Raw genomic sequence first — 19,910 nt, 5'->3', positions numbered from 1 at the left:
TGGAATCATGCTAAGTGCCATCGGAGGGGTTGATTCAATGAAGCGAACACTAGTCATCAGCGACATCCACGGAGAACTTGCTTTATTCGAAGAGCTATTGCAAGCTATCGAGTACAATTCCGATCAAGACCAGCTCATTCTACTGGGCGACTACATCGATCGAGGCCCGGATTCAAAAGAGGTGCTCAACAAAGTGATGAAGCTGAAGGACGAAGGGGCTGTCGTCTTGATAGGAAATCACGAAGACATGATGGTGAGGGCATTAGTCAATGGCGAAGAGAGGGTCTGGAAAAACTGGATCAATCGGAATGGCGGGACAGAAACATTGAAAAGCTACGGTTTTGCTGAAGTTGATTTTAAAGTCGAGGAAGATGAGCCATTCGTCAAGCCGACTATCCATTCTAAGGAATTGGAAGAGCATCTTCATTTCATCCAAAATCTTGATACTTATTTTGAATGGGAGGACACGATTTTCGTCCATGCAGGTGTCCACCCGGAAAAACCGATTGAAGAAACAGATCCATACGACCTCATTTGGATTCGGGACATCTTCCACAACGACTATTGCGGAGAGAAAACGGTTATTTTCGGGCACACCCCGACGAAGAATCTACATAAGGACAAGCAATGCTGTTCAGTTTATTTTGGAGAGAACCGGATCATTGGCATCGATGGTGCCGCTGTATATGGCGGGCAATTGAACTGCCTTCAGCTTCCTGAACAAACCGTTTACTCCGTTAAAGCAAAGGAAAAAAACAACAAAGAAAAAGGGGAAACTCATGACAAACAAACCGTATAAAGCGTTAGTGACAGATCGAATCTTCTTCGGCGGTGTTGATGCAATTGATGAATTGGTGGCTAATGAAAAGATTGATGTCATCTATGATTTGCGAGCAAAAGTAGACGGACCATTGCCGAGTGAGCTAAGCGTCCATCAGCCTCTATTGGATGACGCAGATGAACAAGATAATTCCATTCGCGAAGCCGTGAAGAAAGTAATGGATGCATACCAAGATGGAAAAAATGTTTATTTCCATTGCAATACAGGAAGAGGACGAGGCGGCACACTCGCGGCAGCCACTCTCCTTGAGTTGGGAAAGGCGGAAAATATTGAGGAGGCAGAGCTGATGACTCAAGCAATCCGCTCCGAAACAAACATTAAGCCCGCATTTAAAGCCGCATTGAATCGGATTTATCCAAAGTGAAAAAGTGGAGGCCGGGGATTTTCCCCACCTCCACTTTTGATGTTACTAGACAGAAGATTAATCCCGCTTCCTTCTTCTAGCCTTCTTTTTCACTTCCTGCTCAATCTTTTCAAATTGCCTAATGTCAGTTGGCCTGACCGTAATCGGTTCTTTCCCCAACAACTTCCCTAAGGATAACATGAGCAAAATGAGAAAAAGCGTAAATGGAAGGGCAGAAACGAGAGAAGCTGATTGCAAAGCCTCCAAGCCGCCTGCATAGAGCAAAACTGCTGCAATTGCAGACATGAGGAAACCCCAAATCATTTTGACAACTAACGGAGGAAACAAGCTCCCTCTCGTCGTCATACTCGCCAAAATATATGTTGCGGAATCCGCAGATGTAATTAAGAAAGTAAAAATGAGAACGACAGACAGAAATGATATGACTCCTGTAAATGGCAAGTGTTTTAGAGTTTCGAAAATGGCCGAAGTGACATCCGCATCTACCGCTTCCGCAATCCGCGTCCCGTTGTTCAAATCGCTATACAATGCCGTTCCGCCTAATGTGGCAATCCACATGCAAGCGAATACTGGCGGAATGATCATCACTCCCGCAATGAACTCACGGATAGTACGACCTTTCGAAACACGGGCTACAAAAGCACCGACGAACGGAGACCAAGCAATTGTCCACGCCCAGTAAAATATTGTCCACTCCATCACCCAAGTCCCGCCTTGATAAGGCTGCAGCCTCAAACTATATCGAATGAAATTATTTATGTAGTCCCCAATCGCCAATGTAAAGCTTTCCAAAATAAATACTTTCGGACCGACGAAAAAGAAAAAGACTAGCATCGCTATTGCCATCGCTAAATTGAAGTTGCCCAAGTATGCAATCCCTTTACCCAAACCGGAAGACGCAGAAATCATATAGGCAACAAAAACAACGAAAATGATGAGTAACTGTACCCCAAATGTGCTTTTTGTTTGGAAGACATACTCCAATCCGCCGCTCATCTGCAACACACCCATCCCGAGCGATGTCGCTATTCCCATAACCGTTGCAATTACGGCAAACGAGTCAATTCCGGTCTTCAAATGCCGATTGGAACCTACTAATGGCTCGAGAGCAGTCGAAATAAGACCATCCTTCTTTTTCCGGAACTGCAAAAACGCGATGACAAGCCCAACAATGCCAAAAATCCCCCATTGTGAAATCCCCCAATGGAAGAACGAATAACCCATTGCAATTCTTGCTGCATTCTCGGATTGTGGCTCGACGCCATTTAGAGGCGAAGAGAAATAATGGCTCATCGGTTCCGCGACTCCCCAAAAGACAAGCCCTACTCCGAAACCAGCTGAAAAAAGCATCCCGATCCAAGTGAAAAATGGATATTCAGGCCTTTCATCATCCCCTCCTAAACGGATTGCACCAAATTTACTAATTGCCAATCCGATTAGGAAAACGATGATAATGAAAACAGTCAATAAATAAAACCAACCGAACTTTGCCGTCGTGAAGCCATATAATTGTCCTGCAACCTTTTCAAATGGTTGCGGTATGACTGCACCAAGAACAACTAATACTAAAATGACGACTGCCGATATGGAAAACACCGGGTTCTTCCAAAACTTTCTATCCAAAGCAAAATCGACTCCCATAAACATAGTTACTGAGTCTATACCCTAAACTGTAGCAAGATAACGCGCATCTTCAAAATCCCGCCCAATTCGCATTCAGTGTTGCCGTTTTCGGATAACCAAAATATATGATGCAAGCACTGCAAGCACGAGAACACTTGATAGCAAATACACATTACGATAGCCCAACTGAACTGCGACAATCCCTAAAACATACGATCCAACAGCTAGCCCAGAGTCGAATAACGTAAAAAACGTCGCTGTCGCATATCCGCTCCTTTGATGTGTTGTCGATTGAATCGCAAGCGTCTGCATGCTCGGTACCAACGCTCCATAGCCCAGCCCGACAAAAGCTCCTGCAATAAGAAATAATCCTGGGGAGCTCATGAAAGAGAGTACGAACAGACCGAAGAAGAATAGTAGGAAGCCGGGGATCAAAATGTATGCCGGCCCTTTTTCATCAAAAATCCTTCCTGTAAATGGTCGAGTAATGAGCATGACCGCCGCAAAGACGACAAAGAAGAAACTGGCTTGCGGCAATAAGCCTTTCTCTTGAGCGTATATCGATAAATAGGATAGGACACTCGCATACGAAAATGCGATTAAACTTGCCAATATCGCAATTGGCATTGCTTTCTTTTCGAATAAATCGTTCAATGTAAAACCTTTCGACTTATTCTCATTGTGGCCTGTTTCCAACTCCGGAATAAGGAGTGCCACGAGCGCTCCAATGGTCATTAGAATACTCATCAAAATGAATAATGCATCGTAGGAGTATGATTGTATGATGAATAGTGCGATAAACGGCCCGATGACAACAGCCAAGTTTGTCGACATGACGTAATAGCCAAGCCCCGCTCCACGTCTCGTTTTCGGAACGATATCTGCAGCAAGTGCACCTGCTGCCGTCGTAACAATGCTGAACCAGATACCTTGGAAGAAACGCAATGCAAGCAATCCTCCAAATGGAGTAATGAAATAGTAAAGTATTGTGCAAATAAGATAGAAGAACAAGCTGATCAACAACATTTTCCGCTTCCCTACAATATCTAGCAACTTGCCACTAAATGGCCGGACAATGATGGCGGACACTAAGAAGATCGTCATCAACAAACCTGCTTCTTCGTCCGTCCGGCTTAAAGCATCTTTTGCGTAAAGCGGCAATGTCGATACCAAACCGTAAAACACGATGAAAACGGACAAATTCGTTAAGAATAGACTAATGAACGGCTTTGTCCAAATCGGTTCTTTATAATTCATGATAACAGTCTCCTTTTTTATATTTTCCCAGTACTTTCATGAGGATTTTCTCCTCATTTGATAAGCCTTTCAAACTTTGCTCCTCAATATACGCCCATTCGAATCTCTTGTAAAGGGAGCAAAAAGGCCGCCAAATGAATGGCAGCCTTAAGCGTAAGCACCTTTCCAAGCAAGCGACTCCTCCCTATTCAATCGATGAGGGAAGTAATTTATCACTTGGCAGAAGGAGCCATGATTTTTTGATCCTTTGGCAGGGCCAAGCCGACTAAACCTATGAATGGCAGGAAGGAGGCAATGACCATCGTGGGGAAGATGCCGATTGTATCCATCATCCTTCCGATAACAACCGCCCCAATCGCTCCCATCCCAAATGCCAAGCCGACAGTCAAACCGGCCATTGTCCCAATTTTACTCGGGACAAGTTCCTGCGCATAAATGACAGTGACGGTGAAGCTAAGCATAATGAAGAAACCGATTAACACCAACAGTAGCCCTACTGCCCAAATTGGAACATGCGGCAGGAGAACGCAGAGCGGCAACGGAACTAACAACGACAACACGATGACATTTTTCCTTCCGATCCGATCAGCCATCGGTCCGCCGAAAAATGTGCCCGCAGCACCAAGCGCCATGAATAGGAATATGTATAGCTGGCCTTGCTCAATTTTCAATCCATAGTCGTTCATTAAGTAAAAGATATAAAAGCTTGTAACATTCGTGACGTAGAAAGATCTAGCAAATATTATTGTCAACAATAACGCGAGAGCAATCCCGATTTGTTTTTTTGTCAAATCGCCTATTGAAGAAAGGATCACCTTTTTCCGGTTGTTACTTTTCTCCAATTCTAATGTTCGTTTGTACCAAGCGGAAATTTTGGTCAAGATGAAAATCCCGAGAGCCGCGACTGCAATGAAAATAGCTGCTCCCTTTTGACCTAGCGGCACTAAGACAAAAGCGCTGATCAGCGGTGCCAATGCTTGTCCAGTATTTCCCCCGACTTGATAAATTGATTGGGACAGTCCCCGTTTCGACTCGGCTGCCAAGAAGGACACACGGGATCCTTCCGGATGGAATACCGCGGATCCAAGCCCCAGTATGATGACCGACAGGAGAATGAGCCAATAGCTTGGCGCGATCGCCAACCCTGCCATGCCGATTAAGGAGAAAGTCATCCCGACAGGAAGCGCATACGGCATCGGTTTTCTGTCACTGAAATAGCCTACGACCGGTTGCAGTACTGATGCGACCATATTCAAAGCAAAAAATATGTATCCGAGCTGTGTAAAACTTAATCCTCTTTCCTTTTCCAACACCGGGAACATCGCTGGTATGACCGCTTGAAGCGTATCATTCAGCAAATGGCACGCACCGATGGCAAACATGATCGGGTAGACCGGGTTGGCTGGATTTTGTGTCTGGTTATGAGCTGTCAACGAAATCCCCACGCTTTTTATAAATTTAAACAATAAGTCCAGTATACAGCAATCCAAAGAATGATTGGTAAGAATACGGAAAAGACATTTTTTTCATCTTCCGCCCGTGTTAAATCAAGGGGTTTCCGGGTAGATTACATGGTACTAGCATTCGAAAGGATTGAAGTTGAAATGGCTGGCTTCGGCAATATATCCGTAATGACTTTGTTTCCGGTAACCCTTCTGTTGCTCACTATGGAAATCGTCCTCGCCTCCTACAAATCTCTTTCTCCCAAATGGACAGCGAGGCTGGCGTACGGCAATCTTATCATTAATGCCGCTTGGACAATCCTTATTATCGTCCTTCTTCTCAATCCATCGCTCATCTTGCCTTATCTGGCTGACGTCCTAGCTGAAGTGTTCCAAAGGTCGCCTGAAGATATCATTCCACAGGTCCGCTTAATCGTCATTGTTATTGGACTCGCCTCAATCGCAACGATAATCGTCGATGCATTTTCCGGCTTTAGAAAGCTCAGAGACGAAAATGGCGATGTGAACGAAGCAACGCGGGAATGAATTGAGCTTTATTAACTTTACTGAGTATATGATGAAATAATGGAGCCCTCGTGCAATTAATTGAGCCCTTGATGAAATAATAGAGCCCTTGTGCGATTAATTGAGTCTTGATGAAATAATGGAGCTTATCTTCAATATCCCACGTGTTTAGTAGTGTTGATTCCGGGAAAACAATGAACGGCAACACTTTACTAACTCGGAGGTGATTCAAATGGCGAAAATTGCAGTCGAAAACCCATTTGACGATGTGAAAGTGGCATTGGAGGAAAAAGGCCATGAGGTGAATATGTTTGAAAGCGACGAAAATCTGAACGGCTACGACATCGGCGTTGTACGTGGGGTCAGTGATGTGAACGTCGATCAATTCGATTTTCCAGTCGTCAGCATTCACGGAATGTCCGTTCAAGATGTTGTAAATGAAGTCGAACAACGCTTGGAACGTTAAAAGAGACCGGAATCCAATAAAGGATTCCGGTCTTCTCTTTTTCACTCACTATCCAATACCTTCTCCGTGCCGGCAACGACGACCGCTGCGGAAGCATCGCCGACTACATTCACCGACGTTCTCATCATATCGAGCACCCTGTCGATACCGGCAATCAATGCAATTCCTTCAAGTGGCATATTTACGGATGTCAACACCATCGCGAGCATAATCATGCCAGCTCCTGGTACTCCGGCTGTCCCGATTGATGCTAGAATAGTTATAAGGACAACCGTCAGCAATTGAAGGAATGATAATTCCAGGTTATAAAATTGTGCGATGAAAATGACGGCAACCCCCTGATAAATAGCCGTTCCGTCCATGTTGACAGTAGCGCCCAGCGGAAGGACGAAGCTCGATATCCTATTCGGAACACCAAGATTTTCATTCGTATTTTTAATTGTTACAGGAAGCGTACCCGAGCTGCTGCAAGTACTGAAAGCAACTAAAGCTGCCGGGGAAATCCCTTTGAAAAATCTCTTCGGACTCATTCCAGCGAATGACTTGACCGCCATCGAATAAACGATGACCGCGTGAAGGATACAGGCAATGTAAACTGCTATAATCACTTTGACTAGCGGCAAAAGGACAGAAAGCCCGTATTGTCCGATAACCGGAGCAAGTAGGCCTAAAATGCCGATAGGAGCGAATTTCATGACAATCCCGGTAATTTTGTACATGATTTCGGCAAAACCTTCAAAGAACGTATAGACGGGACGAGCCTTTTCCCCGACCAATGTTATGGCTAGCCCGACGAATAATGCAAAGAAAATGATTTGTAAAATGCTTCCCGTCGCCAAAGCAGTGAACGGATTTTCCGGTATGATGTTCAATACGGTGGTAATTGTACTTTGCGGTTCCTGCGTCGCTGATTCCGGAGCGACCAAGCCATCGGATGAAATTGATAAGCCTTTTCCTGGCGAAATCATGAATGCAACGGCAAGCCCAATGATAATGGCGATTGCGGTAGTCGCTAAATAATAGGCGACTGTCTTGACCCCCATCCTCCCGAGCTGCTTCGGGTCGGACGTTCCTGCGACACCGACGACCAATGTCGATAGAATGAGCGGAGCAATGATGAATTTAATTAACCGTAAAAATAAATCCCCGAACGGCTTCAGAAAATTGATGGAACTTCCGAACAAACTGCCTAAAATAATGGCTAACACGAATGCGATAAAAATTTGTGTGACGAGATTGAATTTGATCTTCATGCCTCTCCCCTTTCTTATTTTTGTGCGAATCTTTGCTTATACCAACATATACAAAACATGTGCGTATCATGAATGAAAATAGACAATAAAAAACCCCTAGACCGCTTTCGCGAAAAGGGGGGGCCGATCAGATCCATCTGCCGACAATTGGATAATTATATGTTTCACCTTGCAACGATTTCACAATCCCTAAGATTGGCACGATGATTGTCATCAGTCCGAAAACGATGATCATCGGAATGCCTATTAAGAAAATGATTAAAATCGCAGATATGAAAATCAAAGCGCCCATCACTAATTGGAACAATAGCGCCTGAATGGATATTCTCTTCACTTCTGAATCATTCACAATCAAATAAATTAGGATCGGAACAAGGAATGGTGCGAAAAAAGCGCTAGCATGAACTATTACTTTCAAACCTGTGTTTTCCATATAGTATACCTCCTTGTTTCTATTGTACTAGTATATACGGATAAGCAAGGAGGAAGTTTCATTTTCAATCCATCAATTCAAAAAATTTCTGTTCAATCAAATCCAGATCGATTTCTTCTATTGGATCATCTTTCAGTTTATAACGTTCCTTCAACGTCAAAATCCGCCTGGTGCTTTTATCAATCCGTTCCTCGGAAATCGTCCCTGCTTCCACCGCGGCCAACAATGCATTGATCGTACCAACCTGGTTTTCATAATCTCCGGCTATCAATAGCAAATCACTGCCTGCGATGAAGGACTGTACAGCAGCTTCCGGAACTGTATAGTCATTGACAATTGCCCCCATTGTCAAGTCGTCTGTAATAACGACACCTTCAAACTGCATTTCCTCGCGTAAAAGATCTGTTATGACCTTTTTCGATAAAGAAGAAGGATGTTTATCATCAAGTTCAGGGAACATGATATGGGCTACCATGATCGCATCAGCCTGTTCTTCAATCGCCCTCTGAAAAGGGATAAGCTCGATTTCACGCAGTTCATCGAGCGTCTTTTCAATGACTGGCAACGATAAATGGGAATCCACATGCGTGTCCCCGTGTCCCGGAAAATGTTTGACGACCGAAATGATGCCATTATCCGTCATGCCTTTCATCACAGCCTGGCCTAAATCTGCGACTGCATAAGGATCGGATGAGAATGATCGGTCACCAATAACAGGGTTTTTTGGGTTGCTATGGACATCCAAAACAGGTGCATAGTTCATGTTATAGCCAAAGGCGTGCAACAGATCAGCAAGATATACACCGGTTTGATAGGCAAGCGTTTCATCAGCGATACGTCCGAAGTATTCCGCCGCAGGTAATTTTTTCATACTCGAAGGCAATCTTGACACGCGCCCTCCTTCTTCATCTACCGAAATGAATAACGGTATTTCATAATCGGAATTCGCCATCTTGCTTTCATTCAATAACTTCAGCATCCCGGCAGGATGCGAAATATTCTTGCCTAGTAAAATGATTCCCCCAACATGATATTGACGAATAAGATGATCCAACTCGTCGCCATACGTCTTTCCTTCCATCCCTACGATGAGCAATTGTCCGATCTTTTCTTCCAACGTCATGTCTTCCATCAATAAATCAACCTTGGCAATCGTAATTTCTGGCAACTCAGTCACTTGCGCCCTTTCGCTGAATGATGGGGTTTTCTTTCCAAATTCCTCTACTGCTGGACTGCATCCTGCCAAAAGAAATAGGATGCAAATAACTAACAATCCTATATTGCGAAAGGCCGGGATCTTCCAATTCAACTCCAAATTTCTTTTGCTCTATCGAGGGAATCGAGTGAGATGCGGCCCTTCAACATCGGAGGGGGACAATGTCTATTATGTTCAGCAATTTTCTCATTCACTTCACCCACACGCTTTTGCAAAATATCCTGTTCTCCGTTCGATGAAAGTGTTGAAATCTCATCAATCATGCCGCTGATTTCGTGTTGCAATTTCAACCAATGCGGCTTATAGCCTGCGTCTTTTGCAATTCGCTGAAAATGCTGGAACGTGTCACCCGAAAAATACTCTTTCGGCAATGGTTTTCCGAAGCCCTTCAAATTCTCCATGCCGTCTTCACTTTCACGTTTTTTCAACATATCGCCGATCAGGTCATTGTATGGAGGCATCGAATTATCGGACATTCTTATCCCACTCTTTCGTCGATTTTTAGTAGCTCATTTTTTCCGGATGTATAGTCAAGCTTCATCTGCTCCAACTCAAGCTTCATCTTTTCGGTTTCGATGATGAAATTCTGTTGTTTCAGCTTCTCCAGTTCGATTTCTTCCCTTACCATTTCCGCCTTGAATTTCATCGTCTTCCGTTTATAGTCCGTCAAGATGGCGGTTATTGGCACACACATGACAATCGCTACAATTCCCATTACGTATAGCATCTTCCCAACTCCCCTTTCCTTTATTACTACATACAGCAATCTGAATGTATTCGTTTACTTGGTTTAATTTCCTGTGAATGTTGCTGGCATGACCACTCCGACAACTTCCCCGGTTGCACAAAGAACGTCATCTGCAAATACTTCCACATTCACTTTCCATTTCTTTGGATGGATCTCTTCGACCATGCCGACAGCCTTCAGTAATTTTCCTTGTGGAGTAGGCTTCAAATAGTTCACATTCAACGAGGCGGTTACGAATCGGGGAACTTCCGCATCATCTCCAGGTTCATGGCCGTTATTCCGATACAAAGCAAGTGCGCATGATCCCGTTCCGTGGCAATCAACGAACGAAGCGATCAATCCACCATATACAAATCCCGGAATCGCCATATGCTTTTCCAAAGGTTCATAGTATGTAACCGTTTTCTCACCATCCCAGCCAGTTCGGAAGTGATATCCTTCCTCATTCAGCCGTCCGCATCCGAAGCACCAGGCGAAGTCATCTGCATAAAAGTCTTGGATTGCATTTTCAATCTTTTCCATTTCACTACCCCCGTATATTCATTATTATTTGAATACTAGTATAACAGTAATCATCAAGTATCTCTTTCAGTAACATCCCGCGACCTTCAAAAAGTATTTCATTTATCTCGATTCGCCATTAATTATTCTTCCCACAAAATCATAGCATGAGTACTATTCCATATAAGCAACCGCTGCGTATACTATACAAACGGAGACTGGAGGAATTGAACATGAAAATGCGAGCCTTCTTGCTAATCGCACTCATTATCGGTGGGATGTATACAATGATTGAAACCATCAATGATTTCAAGGAAAAAAGTTTCGCTGAATTCATTGATACAGTTGATACCGAATTCGCTATGCTTACTTTCACAAAGCCGATGATGCATGGCTTTCCGGCAGAAACGTGGAGCATCGATGATGAAAACAAGGTCGATGAATTACTTCAATTCCTGGAAAACTATCATGTTAAGAAATTAAAACCGGAAGAAATTGACCCGGATGACAATATCGATGAACTTACCATCAGCTTAAGAGATTCAGAAGGAAATAATATTACAATTGTCATTGCTGAAAATCTGATCATACAAAACTCGCTGCTCTATTATGAAATCGTAGACGGGCCACTCGATGTCGATTGGATCGTCCGTTTCTTCGTCAGCAATAAATCCTGAAGCTACTATATATGCACCGAGCATGCGAATTCACGCATAAAACTGTGGAAAGACGCATAAACGTAGTGATTCACGCATAAACGCTAGGAAAAACTCATAACTGCAATTATATGCGCATAAATCATCACAAAAGCTCATAAACTCCCGCAATTACGCATAAAACTATTTAATTGCTTATTTATGCGCAGCTGCATATTGCAGTATCATCGTCCGTATCATCGGGTTCAAGTTAACAGGTAGTTGCTGCAAATTAAAGAAGCCTACTTCTGATGTCTCAACGCCGTCAGCTAGCAGTTCACCGCCACGAATATCGTCCGTTGCATAAACGATTGTCACCGAATAATATTCGTGGCCATTGTTTAAAACGGTATGAGTTTGTGCGCCGGATACTACGGTTACAAGATCCATCTTTCCGATCTGGATGCCCGTCTCCTCGAGAACTTCCCTCCGAGCCGCTTCTTCAGCAGATTCCCCAAGTTCCAGGAATCCCCCTGGAATTCCCCAACGTCCATCCAAATTTCTTTGCAGAAGGATCTCACCTTTTTCATTGAACACCCCTACTCCTGCGCCAGTCAGCAGTAAAGGCCGGTTTCCGACAACTTCTCTCAATTCCTCTATATATCCCACTATAAATTCCCCTTTTTATCATTAAACTTACTGGAAAGCGCGCAATGAATTTCTCTATGTTGATTTCCGCTACAGGCGGACGCTTTCCAGGGGGCGGGCGGTGAGCCGCTTCCTTCGCTTCGCTTCGTCCAGGGTCTCACCTGTCCCGCTAATCCCCCAGGAGTCGCCGCCTTCCACTTCAATCAACAATTAGTACCACTAGTTCATAATTCTATTTTAAGAAACATCATTTTATAAAGATGCACAAATTGTAAAAGTCCCCGGAATTTTATCACCAATCCCTTCCGGTGAACCTACAGGAAATGCCCAGTGAACTCCCTTATCCTCTTTCATTTTTCTTATCTTCAAATCGGAATTAATAAGGGCATTGACAACTTCGGATAGCATCCATTGCCGAATTATATTTTTCTCCATTTTTTGTCGGCTTTGTTTGGGAAGTAAAGTTGAATAGGCCACCTCAACTTCCAAATACTTATCACTAAAGTAGTTACCATCCAGTATCACTTCTCCATCTATGATACGTAACGTTTTTGAAACAATTGGATGATAATCTCTTACAATAAATATAGCTCTCTCTTTCATAAGCGTGGATACCTTTTGAAATAAAGGATGTAAATCAACGAAGTAATGAAGTACCCCTATTTCAAGAATGACAATATCGAATGGTGTAACTTCTTCTTCGGTCAATTCAAGCACATCTTTGACAATATAAGTAATCGAAACACCTGCCGCTTTTGCTAATTCCATTGCATAGCGTTTATTTTCGGAAGATAGGTCGACTACTGTGACATCAGCTCCAAGAAGCGCAAAACAAACGGCTTTATTTCCTTTTGAACCAAGTAAATTTAGTACTCTTTTTCCTTTCACTTCTCCAATTTCGTCCAAAAAATAACTGACCTTTCTAGACGGATCTGCCATTAATTCGTTTGCGTAGTCATTAGGTGAGCCATGTCGTGTCAACCATGCTTCATAAGCGTTTTGGTTCCAGCCTACTTTATTTCTCCCGCTCATTTGCTGTTGATTCATCAAGCCTGCACTCCTTGGAATGTATACGCTATTGACGTTTCCAGCAGCTTCTCAATACCGCTTTCATAGTAAGGCATTGCTTCATTCGCGAATGAAAGGTCTTTCCACCCGGCTTCTAAAATGCCGCCTTTATCTTTGATTTCCACTTCACCTTCCACCACTTCCGCCATAAACGTGAAAAACAAAACATGGTTATTTTCCTTCTGCCTGAATGCCTCGTTTACCGTCAGCAAACTCCCGATTCTGACCGTCAGGCCGGTTTCCTCCCAAGCTTCACGCTGCGCTGCCTGTTCCAACGTCTCCCCTTTTTCAACGCCACCGCCTGGCAAGGTCCAGTTATCATATTTCCTATTCTTCACCATAAGCACTTTTCCCTCTTTTAGGATGGCTGAATAAACAACATCGACTCGTTTCATGATTGAAATCCCCCATTTCATATATACTTAGAATCATAACTTATCACCGGAGGGATGGAAATGGAATTCAGAAATATCGATGAACAAATCATACAGAAATACAGGGAGGATGAAACGCTGATGATTCGCCTGTTCGTGCAATGGTGCGCAAACAATGAATTGGATCCTCAACTGCTCTACAAAAAAGCGTATCCCGAACAAGTAGCAAACACGGCATTACAAGAAGTAATTGAAGACGATGACGGATTTGACGACCTTCATATAGACAATGAAACGATGCTCGATGTCCTTCAACTTTTCGGCAATGAAGACCTCGCTTTCGTAGTCGCCGATGAAATCGAACGGCTTGCGAGAAAGTGAAGAAATATCATTGATCACAGAAATAACTATTCATTTTTACTTTTCTATAAGTTTGCTATATACTATTCATTAGTTCGACATCCGTAATAAAAGGGAGAGATGAGAATGGTAAAAAATTTACCGCCACGTTCAGCAGTGAACACTGAAGAAACATGGAACTTGGAAGACCTATTTAAAACTGAAGAGGACTATAATGCAGCGATTGAACAGCTCGAAAGTGAAGTCGTATCCTTCGAAGAGCGCTTTAAGGGAAACATCAATGATGAGAAAACCATCATCGAAGCTTTAGATGGATATGCTTCCCTCATGGGCAAAATGGTGCCGATCGGAACATACACAAGCCTAGCGCATAGTGTGGACCAAACGAATGATGAAGCGCAAATGCGCGCTAGCAAATATGGCTCGATCGCATCCAAACTCGGGAGCCAGCTATCATTCTTCACAAGTGAACTTTCAGAAGTGTCGGGTGAGTTATTGGAAAACGCGATGAACCAATCCGAGGAGTATAAAAACTATCTTGAAGAACTGATTCGTCAAAAGCCGCATAAGCTTCATCCTGAAGTGGAAAAGACATTGGCGGCATTCTCTTCTGTACTGAACGCCCCATACGGATTGTACAATACGACAAAATTAGTTGACATGAATTTCAATGATTTTGAAGTCGACGGCGAAAACTATCCCTTAAGCTATACGACATTCGAAGGCGGATGGGAGTCCGAAACTGATACAAAAAAGAGACGAGCTGCCTATGATGCTTTCCATGCAAAATTGAGAGAATATCAGCATACGACTGCAAAGACATACGACATGCATTTGCAGAAGGAGAAAACGACTTCAGATCTTAGAGGCTATAAAGATGTGTTCGAATACCTCCTCTTCACCCAGGAAGTAGACCGCTCCATGTACGACCGCCAAATCGATTTGATCATGAAACATCTTGCGCCGCATATGCGCAAATACGCAAAGCTTCTTCAGAAGGTTCACGGCCTTGACGAGATGACTTTCTCAGATTTGAAAATTTCATTGGATCCGAACTATGAGCCGAAAATCACGATTGAAGAATCCAAGAAATATATCAATGATGCGCTGGCCATCATGGGTGACGATTATATGAATATGATCGATCGGTCCTATAAAGAGCGCTGGACTGATTTTGCACAAAACGCGGGTAAATCGACAGGCGCATTCTGTTCGAGTCCTTATGGCGTCCATCCTTATATTTTGATTTCCTGGACAGGCAGCATGGAAGATGTTTTCGTTTTAGCGCATGAACTAGGGCACGCGGGACATTTCTATAACGCCCACCAGCACCAGAACATTTTCAATTCACGTCCATCCATGTACTTCATTGAGGCACCTTCGACGATGAATGAAATGTTGATGGCGAATCACTTGCTTTCCAATTCGGATGATCCGAAATTCAAACGTTGGGTCATTTCTTCCATCGTGGCGCGGACATACTACCATAACTTCGTCACTCACTTATTGGAAGCAGCATACCAGCGTAAAGTGTATGAGCGCATCGATGCAGGCGGCAGTGTGAATGCAAATGTATTGAATAGCCTTAAGCGCGGTGTCCTTGAAGGATTCTGGGGAGACGACGTGAAAATCAACGAAGGCGCGGAATTGACATGGATGCGCCAACCGCATTATTACATGGGCTTGTATCCATACACATACAGTGCCGGCTTAACGATTTCCACTCAAGTTTCGAAACGTATTTTGGAAGAAGGGCAACCAGCTGTTGAGGATTGGCTGAAAGTATTGCAAGCAGGTGGCACGAAGTCCCCTGCCGAGCTCTCCAAAATGGCGGGAGTCGATATTACGACGGAACAGCCTTTACTTGATACGATTGCGTATATCGGTGAATTGGTTGATCAGCTCGTTGAATTGACTGAAGAGATCGAAGCTGCACAAGTGAACTGATTTTGGATGAGCTGTCCCTTTTAAGGAGGGACAGCTTTTTTATTGATGTTGTTATTCGTTTTTCCATCCGATATGATAAATACAAATCTATTCGTGTTGCTAGTTAATCATTTCTGAAATGAGGGGTTCACTTGTCTTCTACACAATCCAATTGGTATGTCCGGTTCGGCTGTCTCGCGCCAATCATTGGAATAGCTGCCATGTTTTATTTTATAAAGCGAGATGCCTTCCTTCCCGGCTTTATCTTTTCCGCCTTATTCTTCGGGTTTGCAATACTCTTTTTATCCCTTTCCACGCGGACGGAAGAAAAGTTGAAAGCTAGCCAGAAGGAATACATGGACACTTTCCAACCGAAATCATCGAGTTATTTCGAATCGCATTCTTTCATTGCTGATGATTTACTAACAAAGATCGCTGTTGACGAAAGGAATCGCAGAATCCATTTTTGGGAGCCTGCTCCCCTAATCGATGGCAAGCGAGTAACAAAAGCATTTCACAAAATGCCATACATACTTTCTGACTATCCTTATTCTGCACTATTGGCGGTAGAAGTTTATGAAAATGGCACACGCCAGCAAACCGTTGTGAACGAAGCCGCCGGGACAATGGAACGCATCGAAGAGCTCGGCCAATCCGTCGTACAGGTCATCAATAAAAAGATACCGATTGCAAAAAAGGCGATTCACCGCAGAGTTGCCAATGTTGAATTGAAGATAATTATCGATGACGAGACGAAACCGGTCCGCATCATCCGGTTCTATGCCAATCTCGATAAACGGCTGAGAAGGGATTCCAAGGAATATATAGACTTGCAACGACAGGTCGACCATTGGGTTTCTCTCTTGACGTTCATTATGAATAATAAGCAGAATAATTGAAGCCGCCACCCGTTTCGAAACGGGCGGCGGCTTTTTTCTTTCCCGTAAAAAATCATGTTGAGTTTCCTCTGACGCATATAGTAGAATAAAAGCACAACATAGTCAGATGAGTCTAAAAACTATGAAAACGAGGTCGTTACATGTTGATTGCAAACCGTGTACGAAACATGCCACCCCATTTCTTTTCTTCATTAGTTAAAAAAGTAGATGCGGCCAAGGCTGCAGGATTGGATATTATCAACTTAGGAAGGGGCAACCCAGATCAGCCGACACCTGCTCATATAATCAAAGCTTTGCAACAAGCTTCGGAACGTCCGGAAACTCACGGATACTCGCCATTCAACGGTATTCCGGAATTCCGGGAAGCCATCTCGAAGTTTTACAAACGTGAATATGATGTGGATGTGGATCCGAATACAGAAGTCGCGGTTCTAGGTGGTTCCAAAATAGGACTTGTCGAAGTTCCTTTGGCGATGATGGATGAAGGCGAACTGCTTTTGCTGCCCGATCCCGGGTACCCGGATTATTTATCGGGAGTGAGTCTTGCGAACATCACTTATGTAACGATGCCTCTCCTGAAGGAAAATGGGTTCATTCCCGATTTCGATGCATTATCTGAAGACGTGAAGCAGAAAGCGAAAATCATGTATTTGAATTACCCGAACAACCCTACAAGCGCAGTTGCGACCGTCCCCTTCTTTGAAGAAGCGGTTTCATTTGCCAAGGATAACGAAATCTTCATTTTACATGACATGGCGTATGGCGGAATTGGTTTCGACGGTGAGAAGCCTGTCAGCTTCCTGCAAGCAAAAGATGCAAAAGAGATTGGAATTGAAATGTACACATTATCGAAGACATACAACATGGCCGGCTGGAGAGTCGCCTTTGCGGTCGGAAACCGCCAAATGATCGAGGCGATCAATAAACTACAACATCACTTGTTCATCAGCCTTTTCCCTGCAGTTCAACATGCAGCAATTGCTGCTTTGACAGAAGATCAGGCATGTGTACGTGAACTGACTGCATTGTATGAGAGACGTAGAAATGTACTCATTGCCGAATGCAAACGGATCGGATGGGATGTAGAAGCGCCCAAAGCGTCCTTCTTCGCCTGGCTGCCCGTTCCGCCAGGCTATACGAGTGAGGCGTTTGCGGATATTCTTCTACAACAGGCGGGAGTCGTCGTTGCTCCTGGAAACGGCTTCGGCACGCACGGCGAAGGTTATGTGCGGGTCGGCCTGCTGGCAAGTGAAGAGCGCATTGCAGAAGCCGTCCACAGAATTGAGAAGTTGGGGATATTTTCTGTGAGTGAAGCATGATATGAAAGGGCCGCCTTCGGTTGAGGCGACCCTTTTTCGAATGTGGAAGAGGTGGATTTAGGCGTAGGGGAGTCGATTCTTTGAGCGCGGCTGACGACTCTTTGAGCGCGAGAGACAACTCTTTGAGCGCGGGAAACGACTCTTTGAGCGCGCAATCCCCATTCTTACTTTTCGAATCCAATATGGAGTGAATCCGCGATATGTTTATAGCCGATTTCCTTATAAATCTTATTCGATGTAGGGTTCATCATATCCGTATAAAGCATGCAGAATTCATAGTCTTTCAATAGCTCCTTCGAACCTTGCGCGACCATCGTGCGGGCATAACCTTTTTTCCGTTCCTCTTTCGGTGTAAACACGAGAGACACGGTGACGCTGTTTTTTGTAGGTCTTGATTTCTTCATCATCGAGACGACTTTCCCTTCATCCTCCCATAGGAAAACTTCCCGGGCATCGAGGAATGCCGCGACCCTTTCTTGAATGAGCTCCGGTAATGTCCTATCCAGATTGGCATCTTCCTCGAACAATGCAAACCATTTTTCGATTAGCGGAGCATCCTCGCCGGAAGCGAACCTCCAGCTTCCCGGGCTCATCTCTAGCTTCTCCTCAACTTCATCCAACCGATAAAGTCCCTGATCCATGAGCAGTCTTTGCTTCTTCCCTGTTTGACGCTCCCAAACGTCTGCGAATGCAATCGCCCATTGTTTCACGCTGATGATAGATGGAACAGGCACTGAAGCCGATCGCAATTCCCGTACGATGAAATCGATTGTCTCATCCTTCCTGCTTTCATCCACAATGACGAGATTTAACGGATGTGGCGGGGTCATCTGCAATAAAGCAAGCGCCTCTCCCCTATCCAAAACAACCGCCATGAAAGGATTTTCATATTTCCCCGCTTTTATCGCTTGCAAGATACCGTAGAAAAGGCTGAATACATCCTCGTTTTTCTCGATGACCGGCTCCGCCACCTCCGCAAATTTCTCAGCATCCTCATATTGAACAAACTCCATCCAAATCCCCCATTTCGTTTCTGAGCATTATATACTCTAGTAACTGAATTGTCACGGTATTTTTTCAATGAATAAAAAAGGACATGCAGCAAACGACTGCACATCCTCATGTTATGTAATCTAGTATTCATTTCACCAAAGCATCGGTTTTTGCACCATGAGCCAAAGCATAACGAGCATCAATCCTATATAGATCCAAGCAGTCGTCGTCAGAACGGTCAGAATTTCCCCTTTATGGCTATTGGGTAAATAATATCTTCGGAGAACCTTTGTAAATCCGCTTGACAGGAAAACGCCGGATGCTAGCATGATTGCAAGGGTCGTAATCACCCAGGATGTATACCATGGCCATGGACCGGTCAGCAAAAGCAATGCGCCGGAAATGACGAGCAGATGACCGGCATGCATGACTAGCCTGATAATAATCTTGATAATCGTCAAGTATGCATTTTCGGTTGGAAGATCGACGTTCCGCAGCCTTTTGATTGTCGGCAACAATAGGAATAACGGGCCGATTGCAAGGACTGCGGAGACGACGTGGACAAATACAATTGTCCCATACATGTATTTCATGTCATCTTACTTTGAGACTGGGCTGAATTCGTGAACCCAGACGCTCATTGTCGGAAGCCATGGCATTTTCGGGTGCAAAGCAAGAATTGATTGCTTGTAATCCTCCATGTTAGCAAACCCTTCCTGCTTCGCATGTTCATCGGTCATTTCACCAAGTGTCTGTTTGTAGAGCTTATCAATTTTAAACTCTTTTCCATCTAACACCATTATCTCATCTGGATACGCATAGACGCCATTCCGTCTTGTTGCGGTTTTTTCACCTTTTAATACTCTTTCGACATCTTCTGGAATAGTGACGAGCCGTTCAACCGAGCAAGTCTTTTCTGGTAATCCATTCATAATGCATCGCTCCTCTTCTGAATCTACCTCTATCATATCGATTCCCTGTCAATACTTCCAGACGTAACGATTGTAAACTTTGCAGCA

General features: G+C 44.0%; 24 protein-coding genes. 9 read left to right on the top strand and 15 right to left on the bottom strand.

The features are described 5' to 3' along the window. The first annotated feature begins 37 nt into the window (after positions 1-37). A complete protein-coding gene (locus tag M3152_RS05010; RefSeq protein WP_251694097.1) occupies positions 38-799 on the top strand; it encodes a metallophosphoesterase family protein in 762 nt (253 codons plus the stop codon). After that, positions 780-1,205 (top strand): protein-tyrosine phosphatase family protein, encoded by a 426-nt coding sequence (locus M3152_RS05005; protein ID WP_251694096.1) that lies wholly within the window; start codon positions 780-782, stop codon positions 1,203-1,205. The genes M3152_RS05010 and M3152_RS05005 overlap by 20 nt, the downstream gene beginning before the upstream one ends. A gap of 57 nt (positions 1,206-1,262) precedes the next feature. On the opposite strand, the gene M3152_RS05000 is transcribed toward M3152_RS05005, so the two are convergent. From M3152_RS05000 to M3152_RS04990, 3 genes are all read right to left on the bottom strand, one after another. Beyond that, complete coding sequence (locus tag M3152_RS05000; protein ID WP_251694095.1) at positions 1,263-2,828, bottom strand: BCCT family transporter; 1,566 nt, start codon at positions 2,826-2,828, stop codon at positions 1,263-1,265. A gap of 93 nt (positions 2,829-2,921) precedes the next feature. Next, entirely contained in the window at positions 2,922-4,085 is a 1,164-nt protein-coding gene (locus tag M3152_RS04995; protein WP_251694094.1) for an MFS transporter, read from the bottom strand. 212 nt (positions 4,086-4,297) lie between these two features. Beyond that, on the bottom strand, positions 4,298-5,467 hold the full coding sequence (locus tag M3152_RS04990) for an MFS transporter (protein ID WP_251695245.1): 1,170 nt from the start codon (positions 5,465-5,467) through the stop codon (positions 4,298-4,300). A gap of 189 nt (positions 5,468-5,656) precedes the next feature. Here M3152_RS04990 and M3152_RS04985 point away from each other — a divergent pair, with 189 nt between their 5' ends. Together M3152_RS04985 and M3152_RS04980 are read left to right on the top strand one after the other, a co-directional pair. Next, positions 5,657-6,073 (top strand): hypothetical protein, encoded by a 417-nt coding sequence (locus M3152_RS04985; RefSeq protein ID WP_251694093.1) that lies wholly within the window; start codon positions 5,657-5,659, stop codon positions 6,071-6,073. Between the two features lie 211 nt (positions 6,074-6,284). Next, positions 6,285-6,518 carry a YkuS family protein gene (locus M3152_RS04980; RefSeq protein ID WP_251694092.1) on the top strand — a complete coding sequence of 78 codons (234 nt, stop codon included), beginning with the start codon at positions 6,285-6,287 and terminating at the stop codon, positions 6,516-6,518. A 41-nt stretch (positions 6,519-6,559) separates the two neighbouring features. Here M3152_RS04980 and M3152_RS04975 read toward each other — a convergent pair whose 3' ends face one another. From M3152_RS04975 to M3152_RS04950, 6 genes are all read right to left on the bottom strand, one after another. Continuing rightward, positions 6,560-7,765 carry a dicarboxylate/amino acid:cation symporter gene (locus M3152_RS04975; RefSeq protein ID WP_435371941.1) on the bottom strand — a complete coding sequence of 402 codons (1,206 nt, stop codon included), beginning with the start codon at positions 7,763-7,765 and terminating at the stop codon, positions 6,560-6,562. A gap of 133 nt (positions 7,766-7,898) precedes the next feature. Next, positions 7,899-8,204: a DUF4870 domain-containing protein gene (locus tag M3152_RS04970; RefSeq protein ID WP_251694090.1), complete on the bottom strand. Its 306-nt coding sequence runs from the start codon at positions 8,202-8,204 to the stop codon at positions 7,899-7,901. Between the two features lie 64 nt (positions 8,205-8,268). Then, on the bottom strand, positions 8,269-9,513 hold the full coding sequence (nagZ, locus tag M3152_RS04965) for a beta-N-acetylhexosaminidase (protein WP_251694089.1): 1,245 nt from the start codon (positions 9,511-9,513) through the stop codon (positions 8,269-8,271). Continuing rightward, complete coding sequence (locus M3152_RS04960; protein WP_251694088.1) at positions 9,510-9,896, bottom strand: DnaJ family domain-containing protein; 387 nt, start codon at positions 9,894-9,896, stop codon at positions 9,510-9,512. The genes nagZ and M3152_RS04960 overlap by 4 nt, the downstream gene beginning before the upstream one ends. A gap of 2 nt (positions 9,897-9,898) precedes the next feature. Then, positions 9,899-10,147 carry a hypothetical protein gene (locus tag M3152_RS04955; protein ID WP_251694087.1) on the bottom strand — a complete coding sequence of 83 codons (249 nt, stop codon included), beginning with the start codon at positions 10,145-10,147 and terminating at the stop codon, positions 9,899-9,901. 63 nt (positions 10,148-10,210) lie between these two features. Continuing rightward, positions 10,211-10,690, bottom strand: coding sequence for a PaaI family thioesterase (locus M3152_RS04950; protein ID WP_251694086.1), 480 nt, complete (start codon positions 10,688-10,690; stop codon positions 10,211-10,213). A 212-nt stretch (positions 10,691-10,902) separates the two neighbouring features. Between M3152_RS04950 and M3152_RS04945 the strand changes: the two genes are divergently transcribed. After that, entirely contained in the window at positions 10,903-11,346 is a 444-nt protein-coding gene (locus M3152_RS04945; protein ID WP_251694085.1) for a hypothetical protein, read from the top strand. Between the two features lie 174 nt (positions 11,347-11,520). Here the strand turns inward: M3152_RS04945 and M3152_RS04940 are convergent, their stop codons facing one another. From M3152_RS04940 to M3152_RS04930, 3 genes are all read right to left on the bottom strand, one after another. Next, positions 11,521-11,973, bottom strand: a complete 453-nt coding sequence (locus M3152_RS04940) for an NUDIX hydrolase (RefSeq protein ID WP_251694083.1) — start codon at positions 11,971-11,973, stop codon at positions 11,521-11,523. 231 nt (positions 11,974-12,204) lie between these two features. Further along, on the bottom strand, positions 12,205-12,999 hold the full coding sequence (locus M3152_RS04935) for a class I SAM-dependent methyltransferase (RefSeq protein ID WP_251694082.1): 795 nt from the start codon (positions 12,997-12,999) through the stop codon (positions 12,205-12,207). Continuing rightward, a complete protein-coding gene (locus M3152_RS04930; protein WP_251694081.1) occupies positions 12,999-13,415 on the bottom strand; it encodes an NUDIX hydrolase in 417 nt (138 codons plus the stop codon). The genes M3152_RS04935 and M3152_RS04930 overlap by 1 nt, the downstream gene beginning before the upstream one ends. A gap of 60 nt (positions 13,416-13,475) precedes the next feature. Here M3152_RS04930 and M3152_RS04925 point away from each other — a divergent pair, with 60 nt between their 5' ends. The 4 genes from M3152_RS04925 to M3152_RS04910 all read left to right on the top strand — a co-directional run bounded on the left by M3152_RS04925 (position 13,476) and on the right by M3152_RS04910 (position 17,898). After that, on the top strand, positions 13,476-13,775 hold the full coding sequence (locus tag M3152_RS04925) for a hypothetical protein (protein WP_251694080.1): 300 nt from the start codon (positions 13,476-13,478) through the stop codon (positions 13,773-13,775). A 105-nt stretch (positions 13,776-13,880) separates the two neighbouring features. Then, the gene (pepF, locus tag M3152_RS04920) at positions 13,881-15,701 is read left to right on the top strand and encodes an oligoendopeptidase F (protein WP_251694079.1); all 1,821 of its coding nucleotides are present in this window, start codon (positions 13,881-13,883) and stop codon (positions 15,699-15,701) included. A 131-nt stretch (positions 15,702-15,832) separates the two neighbouring features. Then, entirely contained in the window at positions 15,833-16,579 is a 747-nt protein-coding gene (locus M3152_RS04915; protein ID WP_251694078.1) for a hypothetical protein, read from the top strand. 140 nt (positions 16,580-16,719) lie between these two features. Beyond that, positions 16,720-17,898 carry a pyridoxal phosphate-dependent aminotransferase gene (locus M3152_RS04910; protein WP_251694077.1) on the top strand — a complete coding sequence of 393 codons (1,179 nt, stop codon included), beginning with the start codon at positions 16,720-16,722 and terminating at the stop codon, positions 17,896-17,898. 164 nt (positions 17,899-18,062) lie between these two features. Here M3152_RS04910 and M3152_RS04905 read toward each other — a convergent pair whose 3' ends face one another. The 3 genes from M3152_RS04905 to M3152_RS04895 all read right to left on the bottom strand — a co-directional run bounded on the left by M3152_RS04905 (position 18,063) and on the right by M3152_RS04895 (position 19,823). Then, positions 18,063-18,911 carry a GNAT family N-acetyltransferase gene (locus M3152_RS04905; RefSeq protein WP_251694076.1) on the bottom strand — a complete coding sequence of 283 codons (849 nt, stop codon included), beginning with the start codon at positions 18,909-18,911 and terminating at the stop codon, positions 18,063-18,065. Positions 18,912-19,043: 132 nt separating this feature from the next. Next, positions 19,044-19,484, bottom strand: a complete 441-nt coding sequence (locus tag M3152_RS04900; RefSeq protein ID WP_251694075.1) for a hypothetical protein — start codon at positions 19,482-19,484, stop codon at positions 19,044-19,046. A gap of 6 nt (positions 19,485-19,490) precedes the next feature. Continuing rightward, positions 19,491-19,823, bottom strand: a complete 333-nt coding sequence (locus M3152_RS04895) for an ASCH domain-containing protein (RefSeq protein WP_251694074.1) — start codon at positions 19,821-19,823, stop codon at positions 19,491-19,493. Positions 19,824-19,910: the final 87 nt, after the last annotated feature.

Origin of the sequence: Sporosarcina luteola, from assembly GCF_023715245.1 — a bacterium.
Classification (GTDB): Bacteria; Bacillota; Bacilli; order Bacillales_A; family Planococcaceae; genus Sporosarcina; species Sporosarcina luteola_C.
The sequence above is the reverse complement of the archived record's forward strand: the minus strand, read 5'-3'. Positions and strand labels throughout refer to the sequence as shown.

What these genes read in the sequence shown, in the direction of transcription:
- M3152_RS05010 (WP_251694097.1), top strand. Translation starts at nt 38, where the DNA reads ATGAAGCGAACACTAGTCATCAGCGACATCCACGGAGAACTTGCTTTA.
- M3152_RS05005 (WP_251694096.1), top strand. Translation starts at nt 780, where the DNA reads ATGACAAACAAACCGTATAAAGCGTTAGTGACAGATCGAATCTTCTTC.
- M3152_RS04995 (WP_251694094.1), bottom strand. Translation starts at nt 4,085, where the DNA reads ATGAATTATAAAGAACCGATTTGGACAAAGCCGTTCATTAGTCTATTC.
- M3152_RS04990 (WP_251695245.1), bottom strand. Translation starts at nt 5,467, where the DNA reads ATGTTTGCCATCGGTGCGTGCCATTTGCTGAATGATACGCTTCAAGCG.
- M3152_RS04985 (WP_251694093.1), top strand. Translation starts at nt 5,657, where the DNA reads ATGGTACTAGCATTCGAAAGGATTGAAGTTGAAATGGCTGGCTTCGGC.
- M3152_RS04980 (WP_251694092.1), top strand. Translation starts at nt 6,285, where the DNA reads ATGGCGAAAATTGCAGTCGAAAACCCATTTGACGATGTGAAAGTGGCA.
- M3152_RS04970 (WP_251694090.1), bottom strand. Translation starts at nt 8,204, where the DNA reads ATGGAAAACACAGGTTTGAAAGTAATAGTTCATGCTAGCGCTTTTTTC.
- M3152_RS04960 (WP_251694088.1), bottom strand. Translation starts at nt 9,896, where the DNA reads ATGTCCGATAATTCGATGCCTCCATACAATGACCTGATCGGCGATATG.
- M3152_RS04955 (WP_251694087.1), bottom strand. Translation starts at nt 10,147, where the DNA reads ATGCTATACGTAATGGGAATTGTAGCGATTGTCATGTGTGTGCCAATA.
- M3152_RS04950 (WP_251694086.1), bottom strand. Translation starts at nt 10,690, where the DNA reads ATGGAAAAGATTGAAAATGCAATCCAAGACTTTTATGCAGATGACTTC.
- M3152_RS04945 (WP_251694085.1), top strand. Translation starts at nt 10,903, where the DNA reads ATGAAAATGCGAGCCTTCTTGCTAATCGCACTCATTATCGGTGGGATG.
- M3152_RS04935 (WP_251694082.1), bottom strand. Translation starts at nt 12,999, where the DNA reads ATGAATCAACAGCAAATGAGCGGGAGAAATAAAGTAGGCTGGAACCAA.
- M3152_RS04930 (WP_251694081.1), bottom strand. Translation starts at nt 13,415, where the DNA reads ATGAAACGAGTCGATGTTGTTTATTCAGCCATCCTAAAAGAGGGAAAA.
- M3152_RS04925 (WP_251694080.1), top strand. Translation starts at nt 13,476, where the DNA reads ATGGAATTCAGAAATATCGATGAACAAATCATACAGAAATACAGGGAG.
- pepF (WP_251694079.1), top strand. Translation starts at nt 13,881, where the DNA reads ATGGTAAAAAATTTACCGCCACGTTCAGCAGTGAACACTGAAGAAACA.
- M3152_RS04910 (WP_251694077.1), top strand. Translation starts at nt 16,720, where the DNA reads ATGTTGATTGCAAACCGTGTACGAAACATGCCACCCCATTTCTTTTCT.
- M3152_RS04905 (WP_251694076.1), bottom strand. Translation starts at nt 18,911, where the DNA reads ATGGAGTTTGTTCAATATGAGGATGCTGAGAAATTTGCGGAGGTGGCG.
- M3152_RS04900 (WP_251694075.1), bottom strand. Translation starts at nt 19,484, where the DNA reads ATGAAATACATGTATGGGACAATTGTATTTGTCCACGTCGTCTCCGCA.
- M3152_RS04895 (WP_251694074.1), bottom strand. Translation starts at nt 19,823, where the DNA reads ATGAATGGATTACCAGAAAAGACTTGCTCGGTTGAACGGCTCGTCACT.